The organism is Sutterella wadsworthensis 2_1_59BFAA (assembly GCF_000297775.1).
In the GTDB taxonomy this organism is placed as follows: Bacteria; Pseudomonadota; Gammaproteobacteria; order Burkholderiales; family Burkholderiaceae_F; genus Sutterella; species Sutterella wadsworthensis_A.
Genome location: NZ_JH815515.1, coordinates 236,122 through 254,552 on the forward strand (window position 1 = coordinate 236,122; position 18,431 = coordinate 254,552).

Below are 18,431 nucleotides of genomic sequence, written 5' to 3' on the forward strand. Positions count from 1 at the left end.
TTTGTTTTTCAAGATCTGCGTACAACAGATTCAGACAAGCCGCCGCATCGCGGTCGATCCAGCGATCGTCGTCATCGTTGCCCAATCGTACGCGGCGCTCCCAAAGTTCGTGCTTGACAAATTGGCCCGTCAGCAGATTGTGCTGCGTGGGCTTGAGCTTCTTTGGCGATACGACTTCCACCAACAAACCGGCGCTTTCAGCCTTGTTCGTCAGTTGTGCGTATAACGCTGCCGGCGCATGTCGCCCGATGGTCTTGCCGAACCGTCCCCTCTGGAACGCCTTATAACTGTTGTCCTCCACAATGATGTGGCCCGCATGGCCGAGAAGCCAGTTGCAGACCTCACCGTGCTCGCGCTTTCGCGTGGCGGCGGAAAGACGAAGCATCTCCGCAAGTTCCGACCGGAGCTTTTCGTAGCGTTTCGAGAAACGATACCGCCGAAACCTCACAATTAGCTAGCTAAGTTTCCATTATCAAAAGAGCTGTACGTATCTTGACGATCAGCTAAGGATGAGGCGGAAGAAGATGCGGGGAAAACGTCACGCCCGGGCCGTGTGTCCGGCATGGCAAGTTCCTTCTTCTTGCGGTAGCATAGGCGCGGCCGGCAGAGCCTTGAAAAGGGGCGAAAAGCCGACCTGTTCCCAATCTTCAAACAGTCTCCCTCCTGGCGGTGCGCCGTGAAAAAGGCCTTCCTTCAGCTTCACATCTCCATTCTTCTGGCCGGCTGGACCGGCGTCTTCGGCAAGCTCATGATGCTCTCGCCCGGCCTCATCGTCTTCTGGCGCATCGTGATTGCGGGCGGCTGCCTGTGGCTCTGGGCCTGGCTGACGAAGCGCCTTGAGAAGGTGACGCCGCGCGACAGGATCGCGATCATGGGCGTGGGCGCGCTTCTCGCCGTGCAGTGGACGCTCTTCTATGCCTCGATCAAGGCCTCGAACGTGAGCATCGGCGTCGTGGCCTTCTCGTCGATCGGCTTTTTCACGGCGCTCATCGAGCCGCTGATGAACAGGGCCCGCATCTCGCTGCGCGAGATGCTTTTCTCGCTCGTGACGATCTTCGGCATCTCGCTCATCTTCCACTTCGACGCGCAGTACCGCCTCGGCATTGCTCTCGGCCTCGTGGGCGCCGCAGCGGCGGCGCTTCTGGCCGTCTACTTCAAGCGCTACCGAGCCAAGTACTCGAGCGTCACCGTCATGAGCTGGCAGCTACTCGGCGGCTTCGCCTTCTCCTGCGTTGCGATCCCCATCTACGTCTCGCTCATGCCGCCCGAGCCCTTCATCCCGACCTGGCCCGACACGCTCTATCTGCCGATCTTCGCGATCTTCTGCACGCTCTTCATGTACATCCTGCAGATCCAGTCGCTCGAGCATATCTCGGCCTTCACGGTCAACCTCTCCTACAACCTCGAGCCGATCTACTCGATCATCCTCGCCATGGTCATCTTCGGCGAGGCCCGCGACCTCGGTCCTTCCTTCTACGCAGGCATCGGACTCATCGCACTATCCGTGGCGCTGCAAACCAGTTCGGTCGTGCGCGGCAGGAAGCGCCAGAAGCGCATCGAGGCCCGAAAGGCCGCCGAGTCCGCGAAGGCCGGGAAGACTGAAAACTCTTGAGACAAAGTCGTTTGCGGTTTTTTCCCGTTCGCACGCGGGCGGTGGCACGATTCTGCGTGTTCCTTTTTCACATCAGGAAAGCCCATGCCCCACATTCTCAAGAGACTGGCCGCGGCCGCCTGCATGACGCTCACGCTTGGCATCGCCTTCGCCGGCCAGCCCCTCAAGATCGAATCCATCACCTACGAGCCGCAGGCGAACGTCAACGGCGAGCAACTTCTGCTCAACGGTGCGGGCCTTCGCACGAAAATCTTCTTCAAGGTCTACACGGCAGGGCTCTACCTGAAGGCGCCCGCCCGCAGGAACACCGAGGTCATGGCCCAGAACAGCGCTGCCCGCGTTCGTCTCGGCCTGCTACGCGACGTCTCCTGCGCGAGCTTCATCGACTCGCTCAACGACGGCATCAAGGCGAACCTCCAGCCTGCCAAGGAAAAGGCGATTTCCGCCGGACTTGAGGCCCTGCGCAGCCTCATGAGGTCGATCGGCGACGTGAAAACGGGCGACATCATCGACTTCGACTATTCGCCCGACAAGGGCACCACGGTCCATCTGAATGACAAGCCCGTGGGCGAGCCCATCGGCGGCGGCCGCGCGCTCTACAACGCCGTGCTCGCCATCTGGCTTGGCGACAATGCCATCGACGACGGCCTCAAGAAGAAGCTTTTGAAATCAGGCGACTGAATGCCCTGAAAAATACAACGGCCCGGAACCGCAAGGTTTCGGGCCGTCTTTTCATTGAAGGACTGCGGGTCATTCGCCCCTGAGCTTCCTCAGGAAGCGCTTGGCGGTGCCGCACGCATAGCCGAGCGCATAGAAGCGCTCGCCCATCGCGTGGATGATGGCCTCGACGTCGGGCAGCGGAAGCTTGTCGGCGATGTAGCCGCGAAGCTCCTCACGAAGAACGTCCTCGGCGGGACGGTTTCGCATTTCGGAGACGGCGCGAAGCGTGCGCATGGCCTCGGGGGAAAGACGCCCCATGATCTCGCGGGTGACGTCGGGAGCGTGCTCTTCAAGCGGACTGCGCGCCATGGCTAACCTCAGGCGAATTCGGGCGGAACGCCCGTGAAGACCTGCGCCCACATGCCTGCGACCTGCGCCAGCGCCTGACGGGCCGCGGGCGTGTCGAGGCCGCCGCGCTCGACGATCTCGCGCGCGAGGTTGTCGGCGTCGTCGGCAAAGAGCGCGGCCGCATGCGTGATCACCTGACGGGGCGAATGGCCGTGATAGTCGAGCGTCTCGGCCAGATAGTCGGCGAGACCGCCGTTGCCGTGCCACTCGGAGTCGGCCTCATAGTGAGGATTCTCGCCCGAAAAGGCGTTGACGAGCCAGCGCACGAGCTTGCTCTTGGCCTCCTCATACTCCTCGTCGCTCATCATGCCCGCGGCGCGCTGAGCGGCGCGAAGCGTCATGTTGCGGACGGCCTTCGCGAAGATCTCGCCCGTCACCTCGACGCTCAGAAGATTGGGCAGACGCTCCGCCCTGGAACTGAAGTCCTTGCAGCATCCTGCGCTGCAGTTCGATCCGCAACCGGCCATGTCCCGTCTCCGATCGTTCAGTTGAGTTTGTCGGCCCTGCGGCCGGTGAAGCGCAGCGTCCAGAGCGCGGCGGTCGAATTCACGGTCTCGGAGAGCTTCTCGGGCGTCATCTCATCGGCCTTCGTCAGCGTGCGGACCATGTCGTAAATGCCGTGCAGGAAGGTGCGGCACACGTAGACCATGACGGCGCGCGGATTGGCACTGTCGATCTCCTCGGGGAGCTCGTCCTCGGCATAGTCGGGAAGCTTGCGCAGCTCCTCGACGAGCGCGGGACCGACGAGCGGAAGCGCGCTCGTGAAGCCGGGATTCTCACCCATGAGCGTGCGGGCGAGGTGACGCGCAATGGCATCGTCCTCCTCGGTTGCCTGGTCGGGCGTGATGGCCTTCGTGGCAACGCGGTGCATGCGGCGGAGCACGTCCCAGATGCAACCGACCAGCAGCTGTTCGAGCACGTTCTCGTCAAGAACGACAGCCTCGACCTTTTCCTCGCCCTGCTCCGGGGCCTGCTCCTCGATCTTCTTTTCGTCCGTCATTCCGTCTTGTCTCCTTCGCTGTCATCCGCCGCGCCTTCCTCGTCCTCCTCTTCGGGGGCAATGCCGAGGATCATCTCAGCCCAGGTGGCGAAGTGGGCGGAGAAGAGTTCGTCATGAAGGACGCCGTTCAGAATGGTCTGCATGTCCGTCGTCTCGTGGGCATCGGCCCAGTACTCTGCGATGGCGGCGGCCTCCTGGAAGCAGGTCATGACGGCGAGCACAAGGAGACTCTCGTCATCGGCGAAGGTCCTGCGGTCCTCCTCGGGCATGTTTTCAAGCATGTCGGAAAGAAGCGGACGAAGGGCGGCGCCCCGCGCGGCGGGATCCCAGCCCTCGGGAAGCTCGAGCGAGTCGGTGTGCCCCATGAAGATCGAGGCGACGCCGAAGACGATCCTGGAGAAGTCATTGGGATCGCCCTGCTCATTCAGCATGACGGCGATCGCATCACGTCCGGTGTACATCAGGATCTCGGCGAGAACGGCGGAATCGCCGATCGAAGGAAGCGCCACGACGGCGCCGCTCGTATTCTGTTCGGTCATAGGAAATTTCATCCTTTGGGGCCATCATGCAGGGGTGCCGCGGCTCTTGTGAAAACATGCCGACATTATACAGAGCGAAGGCCCCGCACCCGCTTCAGGAGTACGAAACGGCATGCGGTGCAGGTGATGATGGAGGTGCGACGGAAAAGGCGCCCGCGGACGAATCCTGCGGGCGCCTTCGGAAGGTGCTTCAAAGGACGGCTCAGGCCTTGGGCGGGAGCTGGGCCTTGGCGCCGTCGACGATCTTCATCGCCGAGGCGATCATGCCGGAGATGTCGCCGAGGTTGCCCGGGACGATGAGCGTGTTGTTGGTCTTCGCGAGCTGCGAGAAGGCCTCGACGTACTTTTCGGCGACCTGCAGGTTGACGGCGTTCATGCCGCCTTCGGCCTGCGTGGCGGCGGCAACGCGGCGAAGGGCCTCGGCCGTTGCCGTGGCAAGGGCGAGCGTGGCGGCCGCCTGGCCTTCGGCCTTGTTGATCTCGGCCTGCTTTTCCCCCTCGGACTGGGCGATGGCGGCCTCGCGGGCGCCGGTGGCGAGGTTGATCTGCTCGAGCTTGCGGCCTTCGGATGCGGCGACGACGGCGCGCTTTTCGCGCTCGGCCGTGATCTGCTGCTGCATGGCCTGCAGGATGACGGCGGGCGGCGTCAGGTCCTTGATCTCGTAGCGGAGCACCTTGACGCCCCAGTTGAGGGCCGCCTCGTCAATCGCGGAGACGACGGACTTGTTGATGAGATCGCGCTCCTCGAAGGTCTTGTCGAGCTCCATCCTGCCGACGACGGAGCGAAGCGTCGTCTGGGCGAGCTGCGTGATGGCGACGACGTAGTTGGACGTGCCGTAGGAGGCGCGCTGCGGGTCGGTCACTTGGAAGAAGAGGACGCCGTCGACCGTGAGCTGGGTATTGTCGCGCGTGATGCAGACCTGGCTCGGCGTGTCGAGCGGAATCTCCTTGAGGGAGTGGCGGTAGGCGACGCGGTCGATGAAGGGAATGATGAAGTTGAGGCCCGGCGTGAGCACGGCGTGGAACTTGCCGAGGCGCTCGACCACCCACGCGGTCTGCTGGGGCACGACCTTGACGGACTGGAACGCAAAGAGCACCGCCACGACGACGAGCACGAGCGTAAAGATGAGAAAGCCGCTGACGTTCATTTTTTCAATGACTCCGTATGACGTGTGAAATGGGCGTCGCCTCTACTTGAGGGCGGCGGAACGAAGGACGAGGCGAGTACCGTCGACGCGGGCGATGATCCAGGTGCCCGGCGTGAGATCGCCCTCTTCGGCGCAGGCGATCCAGGGCGCGCCGCGGTACTGCACGACGGCGGTGCCGCCCGTGCCCACTGATTCGACTCGGATGCGCTCGCCCTCGTCAAGATTCATGAGACGATCGGCCTGCGGATTCTTCCTGCGGCGCAGGAGATGCGCAAGCGCGCAGCCGATGACGGTCACGAGGGCGCAGACCGCGAACTGCCAGCTCGCCGAGAGGCCAAGCCAGCTCGCGGCGCCCGCGGCCGCGCACGCCAACGTGACGGCCAGAAGATAGACCGTGCCCGTCACCATCTCGACGGCGGCGACGATCAGCGCCAGTATGAACCAGAGAACCGTACCTGATATGAACAACGTTCCTGCCTCCGCAAGCGCCCCTGATCCGCCGCAGGAACCGCCCTGCGGGCCACAGAGGCCGTACCAGAACACTCTAGCACAGCGGCGAACGGCGGCACTCCTAGGTTTTCACGCACTTACGAAACGACAATCGGGAAGACAAAAAGACCGGCGCCCGCATTCCTCCGAAGAGAACTGCGGGCGCCGATCCTCACTCAACTGCAGAAGTCGTGAAAACTATTCTCCGTGCGTACGGTCTCGAATCGCATCCAGTCCTGTCGCCGCGGCAAAGGCAGCGATCGCCGCCGCAAAGCTCGCCTGCGGCGCGAGAAGACCGAGAACGGGCGCCGCAAGAAAGAATGCGGAGACCGAAAGACCTGCGGTTGAGGCGGCTCTGAGCGCCGTGCGCGTCCTTGCAGCTGCATGCTTCGTCATGTTGCCCTTCCCTGCGCCCGAAAGGCGCCTGTGATTCGTGTGGTCCTGCCCGTTCGCACCTGCGAATGGTTCCCATTCGTGTTAATGATAATCATTCTCATGGCACATGTCAAGCACGGACGTGAAAACATCTCGGGCACACGCGATTCGAAGGGACCAGACAAAAGCCCCCGGCGCCTTTCGGAGCCGGGGGCTTTGTTCGGACTAGCGTCTCAGCGCGTCAATTACTTGACGGCGAGGCGACGCCACGTGTCGACGACGGTGTCGGGGTTGAGCGAGATGGACTCGATGCCCTGTTCCATCAGCCAGGCGGCGAAGTCGGCGTGGTCGGAAGGACCCTGGCCGCAGATGCCGACGTACTTGCCGCGTTCGCGGCAGGCCTTGATGGCCATGGCGAGGAGCGCCTTGACGGCCGGATCGCGTTCGTCGAAGGACGCGGCGACGAGGCCGGAGTCTCGGTCGAGACCGAGGGCGAGCTGCGTCATGTCGTTCGAGCCGATGGAGAAGCCGTCGAAGTACTCGAGGAACTGGTCGGCGAGGACGGCGTTGGACGGGATTTCGCACATCATGTTGAGGCGAAGGCCGTTGACGCCGCGCTTGAGGCCGTACTGTTCCATGATTTCGTTGACGCGCTTGGCTTCATTGAGCGTACGCACGAACGGAATCATCAGTTCGACGTTGGTGAGGCCCATTTCGTCGCGCACGAACTTCATGGCGCGGCATTCCATCGCGAAGCATTCGGCGAACTGGTTCGAGATGTAGCGGGAGGCGCCGCGGAAGCCGAGCATCGGATTTTCTTCATCCGGCTCGTAGAGGGCGCCGCCGATGAGCTTGCGGTACTCGTTAGACTTGAAGTCGGACATGCGGACGATGACCTTCTTCGGGTAGAAGGCGGCGGCAATCGTGGCCACGCCTTCGGCGATGCGCTTCTCGAAGAATTCCTTCGGGCTGGCATAGCCGGCGGAGAGGCGTTCGGCGGCGTCGCGCAATTCGCTCGGGACGTTCGGGTACTCAAGAACAACCTTCGGGTGGATGCCGATGTTGTTGTTGATGATGAACTCAAGGCGGGCAAGGCCGACGCCCTTGTTCGGGATGGCCTGGAACTCGAAGGCGAGCTGCGGGTTGCCGACGTTCATCATGACCTTGACCGGGATTTCCGGGAGGGCGCCGCGCTGGACTTCCTCAACGGCCACTTCCTGGATGCCTTCGTAGATGTTGCCCGTGTCGCCTTCGGCGCAGGACACCGTCACTTCGTCGTTTTCGCAGAGGCGTTCCGTGGCGTCGCCGCAGCCGACGACGGCCGGGATGCCGAGTTCGCGGGCGATGATGGCCGCGTGGCAGGTACGACCGCCGCGGTTCGTCACGATGGCGGAGGCCTTCTTCATCACCGGTTCCCAGTTGGGGTCGGTCATGTCCGTGACGAGAACGTCGCCGGCCTGAACGCGATCCATTTCAGCGGCGCTGTCGACGATGCGGACCGGGCCCGTGCCGATCTTCTGGCCGATGGCGCGGCCCTGACAGAGCAGGCGGCCCTTAGACTTGAGCGTGTAGCGGAGCTGCACGTCGGCCTTGTTCTGCTGGGACTTCACCGTTTCAGGACGGGCCTGAAGGATGTAGATCTTGCCGTCGTTGCCGTCCTTGCCCCACTCGATGTCCATCGGACGACCGTAGTGCTTTTCAATGATGCGGGCGAAGCGGGCCAGTTCGATCACATCTTCGTCGGTGATGGCGAACTTGCGGCGGTCTTCGGCCGGGACATCGACCGTGCGGACCGTGCGGCCGACGGACTTGTCGGATTCGAACTCCATCTTGATGAGCTTGGAGCCGAGCGTCTTGCGGATGATCGGATACTTGCCGGCATCAAGGATGGGCTTGTGGACGTAGAACTCGTCGGGATTCACGGCGCCCTGAACCACGGTTTCGCCGAGGCCGTAGGAGGCGGTGATGAAGACCACCTGGTCGAAGCCGGATTCGGTGTCGAGCGTGAACATCACGCCGGCGGCGCCGCGGTCGGAGCGGCACATGCGCTGCACGCCGGCGGACAGGGCGACTTCAGCGTGCGTGAAGCCCTTGTGGACGCGGTAGGAGATGGCGCGGTCGTTGTAGAGGGAGGCGAAGACCTCCTTCATGTGCTTGAAGACGGCGTCGATGCCGACGACGTTGAGCACCGTTTCCTGCTGACCGGCGAAGGAGGCGTCGGGAAGGTCTTCAGCCGTGGCGGAAGAGCGAACGGCAACGGAGATTTCCTCCTGACCGTCCTTGAGCCATTCGTAGAATTCGCGGATTTCCTTTTCGAGCTCGGCCGGGAACGGAGCGGCTTCAATCCAGCCGCGGATCTCGGCGCCGGCAGCGGCGAGCGCCTTGACGTCGTCGACGTCAAGGGTGGTGAGACGCTGAGCAATGCGCTCCTCGAGACCGCCTTCCTTCAGGAAGAGGCGGAAGGCTTCGGCCGTGGTGGCGAAACCGTCCGGCACGCGGATGCCGGCGCTCGTGAGCTGGCTGAGCAGTTCGCCGAGCGAAGCGTTCTTGCCGCCGACGCGATCAACGTCGGTCATGCGAAGCTGACTAAAGGGGAAAACGTAACGACCCTGTACCATGCTTATCCTCTTAAGCCCCAAGAACCGGGGCGGTGGTTCAATTGTGGGGGATTTTACCCGTTCAGAGCGCTTTATGCGCCGGAAAATGGGCCTACCCTGCATATTTTTTGATCCCGCAGGACAATTTCAGGGATTTTCCGCAGGTCCGATCCGCCTCAATAGATGAAATCTAGACGCAGGCAGAGTGTCATTGTTCCCATCTAGGTGGTTTTGAGTAGGGCGAGGCACTTTCACGCGGCAGCAGATAAAATGACCTGATCCGATCCGGCCGGCAGGCGCCGCCCCCGCGGCCCCGCCCCACCGCCTCCAGACCGTCTATATATAGAGAGCAAGCCCGTGGTCACCCAGCAGCTGCAGGACTTTGCGCGTCAGTCCGTCTACGACGCGCTTTCCGCCCTCTTTCTCCAGCCCGAGGCGAAGGGCGCCTATGAAAATTATGTCGAGGCGATGCGCGCGGCCGCAGGGCTCGCAGCCGAACTCGGCACGAACGCCGCCCCGTTCGAGGCGGTGCTCGACGCCCCCGCGCCCGAGCCGCTTGAGCTCGAACGCGAGTACGCCAGACTCTTCCTTGGCACATGCGAGGGCACGGTGCCCCTTGCCGAATCCGCCTGGCTCCACAGGGACGAGATCCCGCTCTCCCAGCTCGAGTGCCGCAAGGCCTACGCCGACGCGGGGCTTGAGACCGCAGGCATCCTCGGCGTGCCCGAAGACCATCTCGGCCTGCAGCTCGGCTTTCTCACCGTCCTGATCCTCAAGAACGACCCTGCGGCCGCCACCGCCTTCTTCGAGGCGCACGCCGCCAAATGGCTCCCCGCCTTCGCCGTAGCCGTTCGCGCACGCAGTGACGCCCGACTCTACGCACTGGCGGCCGGCGTCCTCGAGGGCGTCATCGAAATCGAAGCCGCCCTCGCCCAGAAGGCCTGACGGAGGGGAGGCTTGACCTCCCCGTCTTCATCCACCCCTCCACCCTCTTTTCTTGGCAGAGCCGTTCGCTATTCCCATTGCGAATAGCGAACGGCTCTGCCCATGATCTCCCTTCACTTCACGACGCGTCTTCCGGGTTTCACGCTCGAGGCGGACTGCGATCTGCCCGGCGACGGCTTCACGGCCGTGCTCGGCCCCTCGAGCTGCGGCAAGTCGACGCTCACCGGCAGCATCGCGGATCTCGTGAAGCCCGCATCGGGCACGATCAGCGTCAACGGCCGCGTCTTCAGATCGGACGATCCGTGCATCGACCTTCCCGTCGAATCGCGCGGCATCGGCTTCGTCTTCCAGTCCCACAGGCTCTTTCCGCACCTCACCGTTCGCAAGAACCTGCTCTTCGGCAGGCGCCTCGGAGGACGCCGCACCGCAGTCGACCAGGAGCGCCTCATCGAGGTGCTCGGCATTGCGCATCTTCTTTCACGTGGTCCCGACACGCTCTCGGGCGGCGAAAGCCAGCGCGTCGCGCTCGGGCGCGGCATTCTCGCCGCCGAGACGCTCCTCATCATGGACGAGCCGCTCGCGAGTCTCGACTCGGAGCGCAAGGCCGAGCTTCTCGGCTACTTCGAGCGCATTCCCGAAATCACGGGCATTCCCGTCCTCTACATCACGCATGCCGCCGACGAAGCCGAGAGGCTCGCGAAGACCGTCCTCACGATGAAGGACGGCCGCATCGCGGACATCCGCGACGAAAGCGCCGTCGTACACATGACCGTGCGTCCCGTGCGGGGCGCCGAGGCCGACACCGACGTGAAGGCCTTCATGGACTTCCTCGCCTCCGAAAAGGTGAAGCCCCTCCTGAGGAAGTTCGGCATCGAATGAGGACGCCCGCGACGCACGCCCGCCATGATCGACCTGATTCTCAACTAGCCGCAGCTCCTCTTCTCGCTTGCACTCACCGCGAAGACCTGTCTCGTCGCGCTCGCGGGCTTCATTGCGGGCCTACCGCTCGTCGTGCGTCCGCTTCAGGCGGCGTTCGCCTCGCCGCGCCTCATCGAACTCGAGGAGGCCGCCCGCATCCACGGCGCGAGCAGGCGCGACGTCTTCCTCAGGGTCACGCTCCCGCTCGTTCGGCCGAGTCTCGCGGCGGCGCTCCTTCTCGGCAGCGCCGCGTCTCGGGCGAGGTGGGCGCGGCAACATCTCGGAGCGCACCAACACGCTCTCGCTCGAAATCTTCAACGCCGTCTCACGCGTCGACTTCGACGCCGCGAACGCGCTCTGCCTCCTGCTCTCGCTCTTGGCGGCCGTCATCTTCCTTGCGGCCGAGCTCCTCATCAGGCGCAGCCCAAGGCTCTGACCTCAAACGCCCGTGTGACGCGGGAAACCCTCAGACTCGACTCATCGGGAATGGCCGATCGGGTAAAATGGAAGGATTACCCAATCCTTCTCAACTATCCGCCATGACAGACACCCAGAAGTGCGCCCCCTGCCGACAGATCTTCATCGTGAGCGACGGCACCGCCATCACCGCCGAAACGCTCGCGCATTCGATCATGACGCAGTTCCCCGACCTCGACTACCACCAGACGCGCATCCCGTTCGTCAACACGGTCGAGAAGGCGCTTGAAACCGCGCAGCGCATCAATCAGGTGGAAAAGGAAGAAGGCCTTCGTCCGATCATCTTCACGACCTTCGTGGATCCGGACATCATGCGCACCTTCAACGAACACGTGAGCGGTCACATCATCGACCTCTTCCGCAAGTTCGTCGGCCCGCTCGAGACCGAGCTCGGCATGAAGAGCGCGCACTCCATCGGCCAGAGCCACCGCATCCGCGACGACGCGAAGTACAACCGCCGCATCGCCGCCATCGACTACACGCTCCAGCACGATGACGGCCAGACGAACCGCGGCCTCGACGAAGCGGACGTGATCCTCGTGGGCGTCTCCCGCTCGGGTAAGACCCCGACGTCGCTCTACCTCGCCATGCAGTTCGGCATCAAGGTCGCCAACTACCCGCTTATCCCCGAGGACTTCGACCGCGGCTCCCTGCCCGACGCCCTCATTCCGCTTCGTGAAAAGCTCTTCGGCCTCTCCATCAAGCCCGAGCGCCTTTCCGAAATTCGCAACGAGCGCCGTCCGAACAGCCGCTACGCCAGCATCGAGAACTGCCGTCAGGAAATCGCCGACGCCGAAGGCCTGATGGCCCGCGAAGGCATCCGCTGGCTCAACTCCACGACGAAGTCGATCGAGGAAATCTCCGCCACGATCATGGCCGATCTCGGCCTCGACAAGCGCCGCAACTCCTGACGCCGACGACAGTCAAACCCCAAGAAGGCCCGGCTTCTTCTCGGAAGGCCGGGCCTTCTTTCTTTCCCGGGCCTCAGGCAGCTACGCCAGAAGCTGCGCCTGCGCAGGCGGCTCTCTCCAGGGGCCGTTCATAAGCTCCTCGTACGCCTCAAGCCAGCCGAGCCTCTCGACGGCTGACCTGAAGGGACCCTCGACGAGCGGCGCACGGATGTCGATCTCCTCGCCCGTGACGGGATGCGGGAGCGTCATCCTCGCACAGTGGAGCATCAGGCGGTCCGCACCGAACCATTGCGCGACCGCACGGTTGAGGGGGCCCTTCCCGTAGGTGGCGTCCCCGATGACGGGGTGCGCAAGCCACTTGAGATGACGGCGGATCTGATGCCTTCTGCCCGTGAAGAGCTCGGCCTCGACGAGGCCGAGGCGGGTCGTCTCGAACCTGCCCGAAGGAACGGGCGCCTCGCCCCTTGCGCGCTCGATGAAGACCGTGCGCGCATCCTGAGGCTCCGACGGACCGCGTCGTTTCTTCAGATACGGATCCTCGGGGAGCGAGAGCGGATGGCGGCAGTCGACGGATTCCTCGAGCCAGCCGCGCACGACGGCCGCATAGCGCTTCTTCACCTCGCCCGCCATCATGATGCGCCCGAGCCTCGAGGCCGTGTCCGCATCACACGCAAAGACGAGCACGCCCGACGTCCCGCGGTCGAGCCTGTGCACGGGCCAGACCCGACGGCCGAGCTGCTCACGCACGCACTGCACGGCAAAGACCGTGTCGCCGTTGGCGATCTCGGTGCGGTGCACGAGAAGCTTCTCGGGCTTCATCACGGCACACATCACGTCATCAAGATAAAGGACGGGAAGAACGGGAGGAACGGGCTCGGCCTGAACGGCCGCTTCGGCTTCGAATGACAGCATGGAGAGGTGGAAATGGCGTCGGTTGACGGAACGGGCGCCCATCATACCCAAATCCGGGCCTTTTTCGGCGGGATTCGTCGACAAAACCCGCCTCAGGACGCGCAACGGCGGACCTTCACATGCCGACACGAGGCCCCAGTCCGTGACCAGCATCCGGCATCCATTTGCCTTCGACTGCGGCTCTAGCGAAGAAAACGGAATGAAGCACAAGCGTCACGCCTTAATGACGTAACAATTTGTGTATCCATTCGCCACATCGAAAACCCATCTATAAAATGTGGTCAATTTAGCCGCAGAAACGTCATCCCTTTCAAACCGACGTATCCGCGGCTTTTTCCTGAGTACTGACGGCAAATACCACTTTTGTTTTCGCTAACTGCGAAGGAGATGTTCTTAATGTCTACGCCAAACGCCCCCCTGACGATTCGCGACATGATCGAACCGGCCATCATGGCCGCCGGCGGCTGGGTCAACACCCACGCTCATGCAGACCGTGCCTACACCCTCAGCCCCGACGTTCTCGAGATGCGCCGCACCTGCACGCTTCAGCAGAAATGGGACGCCCTCGACGCCCTCAAGCGCAACTCCACGGAAGAAGACTTCTACCGCCGCTTCTCGATGTTCTTTGAAAACCAGATCGCCCAGGGCGTGTCCGCCCTCGCGACCTTCGTCGACATCGACCCGCAGTCTGAAGACCGCGCCATCAAGGCCGGCCTGCGTGCCCGCGAACACTATCAGGACCAGCTGACCGTCAAGTTCGCCAACCAGACCCTCAAGGGCGTGATCCATCCGGAAGCCCGCAAGTGGTTCGACATTGGCGCTGAACTCGTCGACATCATCGGCGCGCTCCCGAAGCGCGACGAACGCGACTACGGCCGCGGCGACGAAGCCTTCGACATCATCATGGAAACGGCCAAGTCCCGCAACAAGATGGTCCACGTCCACGTCGACCAGTTCAACGAAAGCCTTGAATACGAAACCGAGCAGCTCTGCGAAAAGACCATCCAGCACGGCATGCAGGGCAAGGTCGTCGCCATTCACGGCATCTCGATCGCCGCTCACTCCCGCGCCTACCGCCAGCGTCTCTACACGCTCATGCGCGAAGCCGACGTGATGATGATCGCCTGCCCGACCGCCTGGATCGACACCCCGCGTTCCGAACAGATTGGCCCGATGCACAACTCCATGACCCCGGTCGACGAACTCGTCCCGGCCGGCATCACCGTCGCCCTCGGCACGGACAACGTCTGCGACGCCATGGTGCCCTGGAACGCCGGCGACATGTGGCACGAAATGACCACGCTCGCCACGGGCTGCCGCTTCGACTACTTCGACGAACTCGTCAAGATTGCCACGGTCAACGGCCGCAAGGCGATCGGCATCGACTAATTTTCAGGAAAGAGATATAGAAAATGTTCAAGTCCAAGATTGCTGAAAACATCCTCGCCGAACACCTCATCAACAACGGCGCCGTGTCCTTCCTGACGGAACGTCCGATGCGCCTCAAGTCCGGCCTGATCACCCCGATCTACGTCGACAACCGCCGCCTGACGGCCGTCCCGGAAGCCTGGCGCGACATCCTTGAAACTATGGCCACGAAGGTCGTCGAACTCGGTCTCGAATTCGACATCGTTGCGGGCGTCGAAGGCGCCGGCGTCTCCCACGCCGCCGCTCTGGCCTACCGTCTCAACAAGCCGAGCATCTTCGTTCGTCAGGCCGCCAAGACCTACGGCAACAAGAGCCGCGTCGAAGGCTGCGACATCGCCGGCAAGCGCGTCCTCCTCATCGAGGACCACATCTCCACCGGCCTCTCGCTCCTCTCCGCCGTCGAAGGCCTCAAGGCTGAAGGCGCCACGGTCACGGACTGCCTCGCCATCACCTCCTTCGGCATCGACGAGACCAACAAGCTCTTCGAAAAGCAGCAAGTCCGCTGCCACGAAATGATCGACTTCACGAAGGTCATCGACAAGGCCATCGAACTCGGCACGATCTCCGCCGACAAGAAGGAAGTCCTCAACGACTGGCTCGCCAATCCGTGGACCTGGGCCGCTCGTCACGCCCTCACCCCGATGGACAACGAAAACTAATTTCCGTCGATCGGTTTGAATAGTCCCGCGTTCTTTGTAAACGCGCGCGGGACAGTCGAAAGGAGCGCTTTGCGAAAGCAGCGCTCCTTTTTTGCATCAAGTGCACGCCGCCGCGAAGATCAGCCGCACCCCCTCCCGAACGACAAGCGTGAAATCCTGATTTCATTTCTGGTAGAATTGATTCGATGAGCTTCGGCAGAAACTGATGGAGTCTCGAACATGATGCGTGCGCTTCTGCTTGCGTCACATACTGACGCACCCCGTCATATTCTTCCCTCATGCAGATGCTGAAGCCCACCAAGGAGGAGAGAAACAATGAATGCAGTTGTCCGCAACGGTTGCTGTGAGATCAGAGGCGGCGCCGGCAAGCCCCGCGTCACGCTTCCCCCGATGAACATCGACGAAGCCATCCTTCATCGCGACCATGTCGCCGTCGTCCTGAGAAACGGCTACTGTCAGCTTTACAACACCGAAGGCAAGCTCGTCACGACGTACAGTGTCAACGACGCCAAGTTCGTCCGCTTCGTCGGCGACGACCAGCTGGCCATCCACCGCCGCAACGGCCGCGTCGAAATCCACGACTTCACCGGCCGTCTCGTCCGCGTGTCCGCCTGATCAGGGCCCGCGACGCACCGCAAAGCCGCAGATTCCGCAGCGACCGGCGGCTTTTCTACATCCACTGCATCCTGCCTGCGCAAGGATGCGTAACGTCTTGTTTCGGACCGCAGCCCTCATCCGCCCGCCGCACCCGCAATGGTGTATCGTGAGGATGTGGACTGAACGGAAGATCAGTCCAAAATGACCGTTTTTTCGACCCAAGACAAGAACAAAGCCATGCCCCAGAAGAAACTCCTCGTGATCGGCCTTTTCAGCCTGACCGTCGCCCTCAGCGGCTGCGCCACCGACGGCAACTACTATCGTTCCGACGTCTACAGCTCCAGCCAGGTGAACCAGGCTCAGCGAGTGAACACGGTTGAAATCATCGCCATCAATCCCGCTCAGGTGGCCGTGAACAACAGCGAAAACTCCGACCGTGCCCGCGCCACGGGCGCCATCCTCGGCGCGATCGCCGGCGCCGCCATCGGCAACCACAACAACCACTCGACCTCGTCCCGCGTCCTCGGCGGCCTTGCCGGCGGCGCGATCGGCGGTCTTGCAGGCGACGCCGTCGGCGGCTCCGGCACGACCTATGTCGACGGCGTGCAGCTCGTCTACCGCTCCTCCGACGGGCAGGTCTACCAGTCCACGCAGGTCGGCCGCATCTGCGAATACAAGCTCGGCTCCGCCATCATGGCCTCGTCTCGCAGCGGCGAGACCCGCATCCAGCCGAACAACCCGTACGGCTGCGACAAGCGCTGATCCGGGTTTCCTGAAGGAAGTGTCATCATGAAGAAGCAGATCATGACGGTCGCCGCCCTCGGCGCCGCTCTTCTCGCCGCAGGCTGCACGACCAATGCCGACCGCCGCGCCGAGCAGTACGCCGAAGCAGGCGGCCAGATGGAGTACAACATCGGCGTCGTGAAGGCCGAACAGGAACGCATCCAGGCCGAGGAATACTACGCCGAACAGGCTCGCCAGAAGGCCGAAGCCCAGAAGCAGGCCGCCAAGGCGAAGGCCGACAAGGCCCGCGCCCAAGCGAACGCCAAGGCCAACGCCGCCAAGAAGGCCAAGCAGGACAAGCTTGATGCACTCGCCCTTCGCGAACGCGAGCTCAAGGTCCGCCTCGCCGAGCTGAAGGTCCAGGAGCGTGAAGCCCAGGTCGGCACGTCCGTTGCCGAAGAGGCCGTCCGCACCGAGAAAGCCCGTGAAAAAGTCGAACTCGAGCTTGAACGCACCCGCGCCGAAATCAAGAAGCTCGACCAATGAGCCCGGCCAAGGCCCTCAGGCCTGAAACCTTGAACAAGGCCCCGCAGGATTCGCTCCTGCAGGGCCTTTCGTTTGTTCAAGCCGTTGCCGAGGTCATTCGAACAGGCTGTCGACCTGCCTTGCCTGAGCCTCCCTCGCCTTCTTCTCCTCGAGAAGCGCGTCCCAGACGGCCTCCTCTTTCTTCACGCCGTCGATGCCGGCGAAGAATTCAAGGGTGCCCTCCTCGACGGTGCTGCCCGCGGCCTTGCGATAGGGCGTGAAGCGGATGACGGCAGGCCAGACGTTGCGCGCAGGCGCCTCGCCCGCCTCGAATTCGCCGGGCTTGCCCGTGGGCCTGTAGCGCTTTTCAAGCGCAGGCAGCACGGAGGCAAATCCCACGGCGTCGCCGCGGCTCTGCAGGAAGAGGCGCGTGAGCCTGCCGCTGTCGGCGGCAATCCACGCCAGCGACTGATATTCGCCCGGCACCCCGAAACAGGGACCGCTGAGCGCATAGGTCGAGGAGCCGTCCTTCGCATGGCTCGGCCCCAGGATGCGGCAGCGCTTGCCGTCGGCCTTCGCCTTGACGTCGGCCGCCGTCGAGATGCCGATCGAAAGTCCCGCAAAGCGCGGTGCGCGGTGAGCGGGATCGGCCTCGATCCAGGCGCGCGTCTCGCGGATCTGGCGCGCCGTCGCGCCGTACTCGACCGTGAAGTCGTCGCCCTTGACGGGGCCCACGGAGAGTTCTGCGGTCTTCGTGCGCCAGCAGTCGCGCCCGCCATCCGAAGTCCAGATGCCGTCGGGATTCATCGAGGGCGTCATCTCCCTGAGGGCCTCGAGCACGCGGGGACGCTCCTTCGCGGGAATCCTCAGGAAGACGTCGGAGAGAAGTCCGCCGTCCGTGTAGTAGACGAGAATGCTCGTGACGCCGAGATCGAAGTCCTGACCCGTGATGATGTGGCGTCTGCCGTAGCGTCCGTCGTCATAGAGGCGGGCATTCTTGCCGAAGACCTCCTCGACGTCCTTGAGGCTCGTCACGTAGGGCATGAAGTCCAGAAACGGCGGCACGATCGCAAGAGGCGACACCGCATCGGCCGTGCGCAGCTCGGCAACACCGTCCGCTCCGGACTCGGCCGCACTCCCCGCGCCGGCATCCTCGTTTTTTTCCTCAGACTTTGCGTCCGCCGCCCCGGTCTTGTCCCCGGCCGTTCCTTCAGCGACTTCCTGAGCCGCATCCGTACGAGCCTCTTCGGCCTTCTCCCCTTCGGGCGAGGCCTCCCCCGTCTCCGAGGCGGAGGCGAGGCCGTTCACCACGCTGTCGAGCGCGTCCTCCGACTCCGAGTCCGGAGCGGATGCGGGCGCAGCCACGGGGGCGGCGGTGGACGCCGCCAGAGCTGCGGCGGGCGCTTCGGCCGCGATGGCCGGCAGGGCCAGCGAGGCGATGGCAAGGGCGATGAGCTTTTTGTTCTGCATGTCGAGACCAGTGTGGGCCGCAGGCTCTTGGGCGGGCGG

Annotated in this window: 21 protein-coding genes and 1 pseudogene; 10 read left to right on the forward strand and 12 right to left on the reverse strand. The window is 63.2% G+C overall.

Annotation, left to right across the window (positions count from 1 at the left end; all coding sequences use genetic code 11):
* Positions 1 to 385: pseudogene (locus HMPREF9465_RS13400) on the reverse strand (hypothetical protein); the annotation flags it as partial.
* 291 nt (positions 386 to 676) lie between these two features.
* On the opposite strand from HMPREF9465_RS13400, the gene HMPREF9465_RS05225 reads away from it, so the two are divergent.
* Both HMPREF9465_RS05225 and HMPREF9465_RS05230 read left to right on the forward strand, forming a co-directional pair.
* Positions 677 to 1,612, forward strand: coding sequence for a DMT family transporter (locus HMPREF9465_RS05225; protein WP_005434769.1), 936 nt, complete (start codon positions 677 to 679; stop codon positions 1,610 to 1,612).
* A gap of 84 nt (positions 1,613 to 1,696) precedes the next feature.
* Positions 1,697 to 2,293, forward strand: a complete 597-nt coding sequence (locus HMPREF9465_RS05230) for a chalcone isomerase family protein (RefSeq protein WP_005434770.1) — start codon at positions 1,697 to 1,699, stop codon at positions 2,291 to 2,293.
* Positions 2,294 to 2,362: 69 nt separating this feature from the next.
* On the opposite strand, the gene HMPREF9465_RS05235 is transcribed toward HMPREF9465_RS05230, so the two are convergent.
* From HMPREF9465_RS05235 to ppsA, 8 genes are all read right to left on the reverse strand, one after another.
* Positions 2,363 to 2,641, reverse strand: coding sequence for a hypothetical protein (locus tag HMPREF9465_RS05235; RefSeq protein WP_005434771.1), 279 nt, complete (start codon positions 2,639 to 2,641; stop codon positions 2,363 to 2,365).
* A gap of 8 nt (positions 2,642 to 2,649) precedes the next feature.
* The gene (locus HMPREF9465_RS12270) at positions 2,650 to 3,147 is read right to left on the reverse strand and encodes a hypothetical protein (protein ID WP_005434772.1); all 498 of its coding nucleotides are present in this window, start codon (positions 3,145 to 3,147) and stop codon (positions 2,650 to 2,652) included.
* A 17-nt stretch (positions 3,148 to 3,164) separates the two neighbouring features.
* A complete protein-coding gene (locus tag HMPREF9465_RS05245; RefSeq protein WP_005434773.1) occupies positions 3,165 to 3,680 on the reverse strand; it encodes a hypothetical protein in 516 nt (171 codons plus the stop codon).
* Entirely contained in the window at positions 3,677 to 4,219 is a 543-nt protein-coding gene (locus HMPREF9465_RS05250) for a hypothetical protein (protein ID WP_005434774.1), read from the reverse strand. Before HMPREF9465_RS05250 ends, HMPREF9465_RS05245 begins: the two co-directional genes overlap by 4 nt.
* Before the next feature lie 202 nt (positions 4,220 to 4,421).
* The gene (locus HMPREF9465_RS05255) at positions 4,422 to 5,366 is read right to left on the reverse strand and encodes an SPFH domain-containing protein (protein ID WP_005434775.1); all 945 of its coding nucleotides are present in this window, start codon (positions 5,364 to 5,366) and stop codon (positions 4,422 to 4,424) included.
* A gap of 42 nt (positions 5,367 to 5,408) precedes the next feature.
* Entirely contained in the window at positions 5,409 to 5,834 is a 426-nt protein-coding gene (locus HMPREF9465_RS05260; RefSeq protein ID WP_005434776.1) for an NfeD family protein, read from the reverse strand.
* Between the two features lie 219 nt (positions 5,835 to 6,053).
* Positions 6,054 to 6,251 (reverse strand): hypothetical protein, encoded by a 198-nt coding sequence (locus tag HMPREF9465_RS05265; protein WP_038006591.1) that lies wholly within the window; start codon positions 6,249 to 6,251, stop codon positions 6,054 to 6,056.
* A gap of 224 nt (positions 6,252 to 6,475) precedes the next feature.
* A complete protein-coding gene (gene ppsA, locus HMPREF9465_RS05270; RefSeq protein WP_005434777.1) occupies positions 6,476 to 8,848 on the reverse strand; it encodes a phosphoenolpyruvate synthase in 2,373 nt (790 codons plus the stop codon).
* A 336-nt stretch (positions 8,849 to 9,184) separates the two neighbouring features.
* Here ppsA and HMPREF9465_RS05275 point away from each other — a divergent pair, with 336 nt between their 5' ends.
* Together HMPREF9465_RS05275 and HMPREF9465_RS05280 are read left to right on the forward strand one after the other, a co-directional pair.
* Entirely contained in the window at positions 9,185 to 9,772 is a 588-nt protein-coding gene (locus tag HMPREF9465_RS05275) for a TorD/DmsD family molecular chaperone (RefSeq protein WP_005434778.1), read from the forward strand.
* Positions 9,773 to 9,874: 102 nt separating this feature from the next.
* A complete protein-coding gene (locus HMPREF9465_RS05280; protein WP_005434780.1) occupies positions 9,875 to 10,651 on the forward strand; it encodes an ATP-binding cassette domain-containing protein in 777 nt (258 codons plus the stop codon).
* A 120-nt stretch (positions 10,652 to 10,771) separates the two neighbouring features.
* On the opposite strand, the gene HMPREF9465_RS13645 is transcribed toward HMPREF9465_RS05280, so the two are convergent.
* A complete protein-coding gene (locus tag HMPREF9465_RS13645) occupies positions 10,772 to 11,080 on the reverse strand; it encodes a hypothetical protein (RefSeq protein ID WP_038006594.1) in 309 nt (102 codons plus the stop codon).
* A gap of 149 nt (positions 11,081 to 11,229) precedes the next feature.
* Here HMPREF9465_RS13645 and HMPREF9465_RS05290 point away from each other — a divergent pair, with 149 nt between their 5' ends.
* Positions 11,230 to 12,078 carry a pyruvate, water dikinase regulatory protein gene (locus tag HMPREF9465_RS05290; protein WP_005434782.1) on the forward strand — a complete coding sequence of 283 codons (849 nt, stop codon included), beginning with the start codon at positions 11,230 to 11,232 and terminating at the stop codon, positions 12,076 to 12,078.
* Between the two features lie 81 nt (positions 12,079 to 12,159).
* On the opposite strand, the gene HMPREF9465_RS05295 is transcribed toward HMPREF9465_RS05290, so the two are convergent.
* Positions 12,160 to 13,035: a pseudouridine synthase gene (locus HMPREF9465_RS05295; RefSeq protein ID WP_196793855.1), complete on the reverse strand. Its 876-nt coding sequence runs from the start codon at positions 13,033 to 13,035 to the stop codon at positions 12,160 to 12,162.
* Between the two features lie 351 nt (positions 13,036 to 13,386).
* Here HMPREF9465_RS05295 and HMPREF9465_RS05300 point away from each other — a divergent pair, with 351 nt between their 5' ends.
* The 5 genes from HMPREF9465_RS05300 to HMPREF9465_RS05320 all read left to right on the forward strand — a co-directional run bounded on the left by HMPREF9465_RS05300 (position 13,387) and on the right by HMPREF9465_RS05320 (position 16,943).
* Complete coding sequence (locus tag HMPREF9465_RS05300; protein ID WP_005434786.1) at positions 13,387 to 14,379, forward strand: amidohydrolase family protein; 993 nt, start codon at positions 13,387 to 13,389, stop codon at positions 14,377 to 14,379.
* Between the two features lie 23 nt (positions 14,380 to 14,402).
* A complete protein-coding gene (locus HMPREF9465_RS05305) occupies positions 14,403 to 15,077 on the forward strand; it encodes an orotate phosphoribosyltransferase (RefSeq protein ID WP_005434787.1) in 675 nt (224 codons plus the stop codon).
* A 315-nt stretch (positions 15,078 to 15,392) separates the two neighbouring features.
* Positions 15,393 to 15,692: a hypothetical protein gene (locus HMPREF9465_RS05310; RefSeq protein ID WP_005434789.1), complete on the forward strand. Its 300-nt coding sequence runs from the start codon at positions 15,393 to 15,395 to the stop codon at positions 15,690 to 15,692.
* 219 nt (positions 15,693 to 15,911) lie between these two features.
* Positions 15,912 to 16,436 (forward strand): glycine zipper 2TM domain-containing protein, encoded by a 525-nt coding sequence (locus HMPREF9465_RS05315; protein WP_038006778.1) that lies wholly within the window; start codon positions 15,912 to 15,914, stop codon positions 16,434 to 16,436.
* Positions 16,437 to 16,463: 27 nt separating this feature from the next.
* Positions 16,464 to 16,943: a hypothetical protein gene (locus HMPREF9465_RS05320; protein WP_005434793.1), complete on the forward strand. Its 480-nt coding sequence runs from the start codon at positions 16,464 to 16,466 to the stop codon at positions 16,941 to 16,943.
* A gap of 93 nt (positions 16,944 to 17,036) precedes the next feature.
* Here HMPREF9465_RS05320 and HMPREF9465_RS12275 read toward each other — a convergent pair whose 3' ends face one another.
* A complete protein-coding gene (locus HMPREF9465_RS12275) occupies positions 17,037 to 18,392 on the reverse strand; it encodes a hypothetical protein (RefSeq protein WP_005434795.1) in 1,356 nt (451 codons plus the stop codon).
* Positions 18,393 to 18,431: the final 39 nt, after the last annotated feature.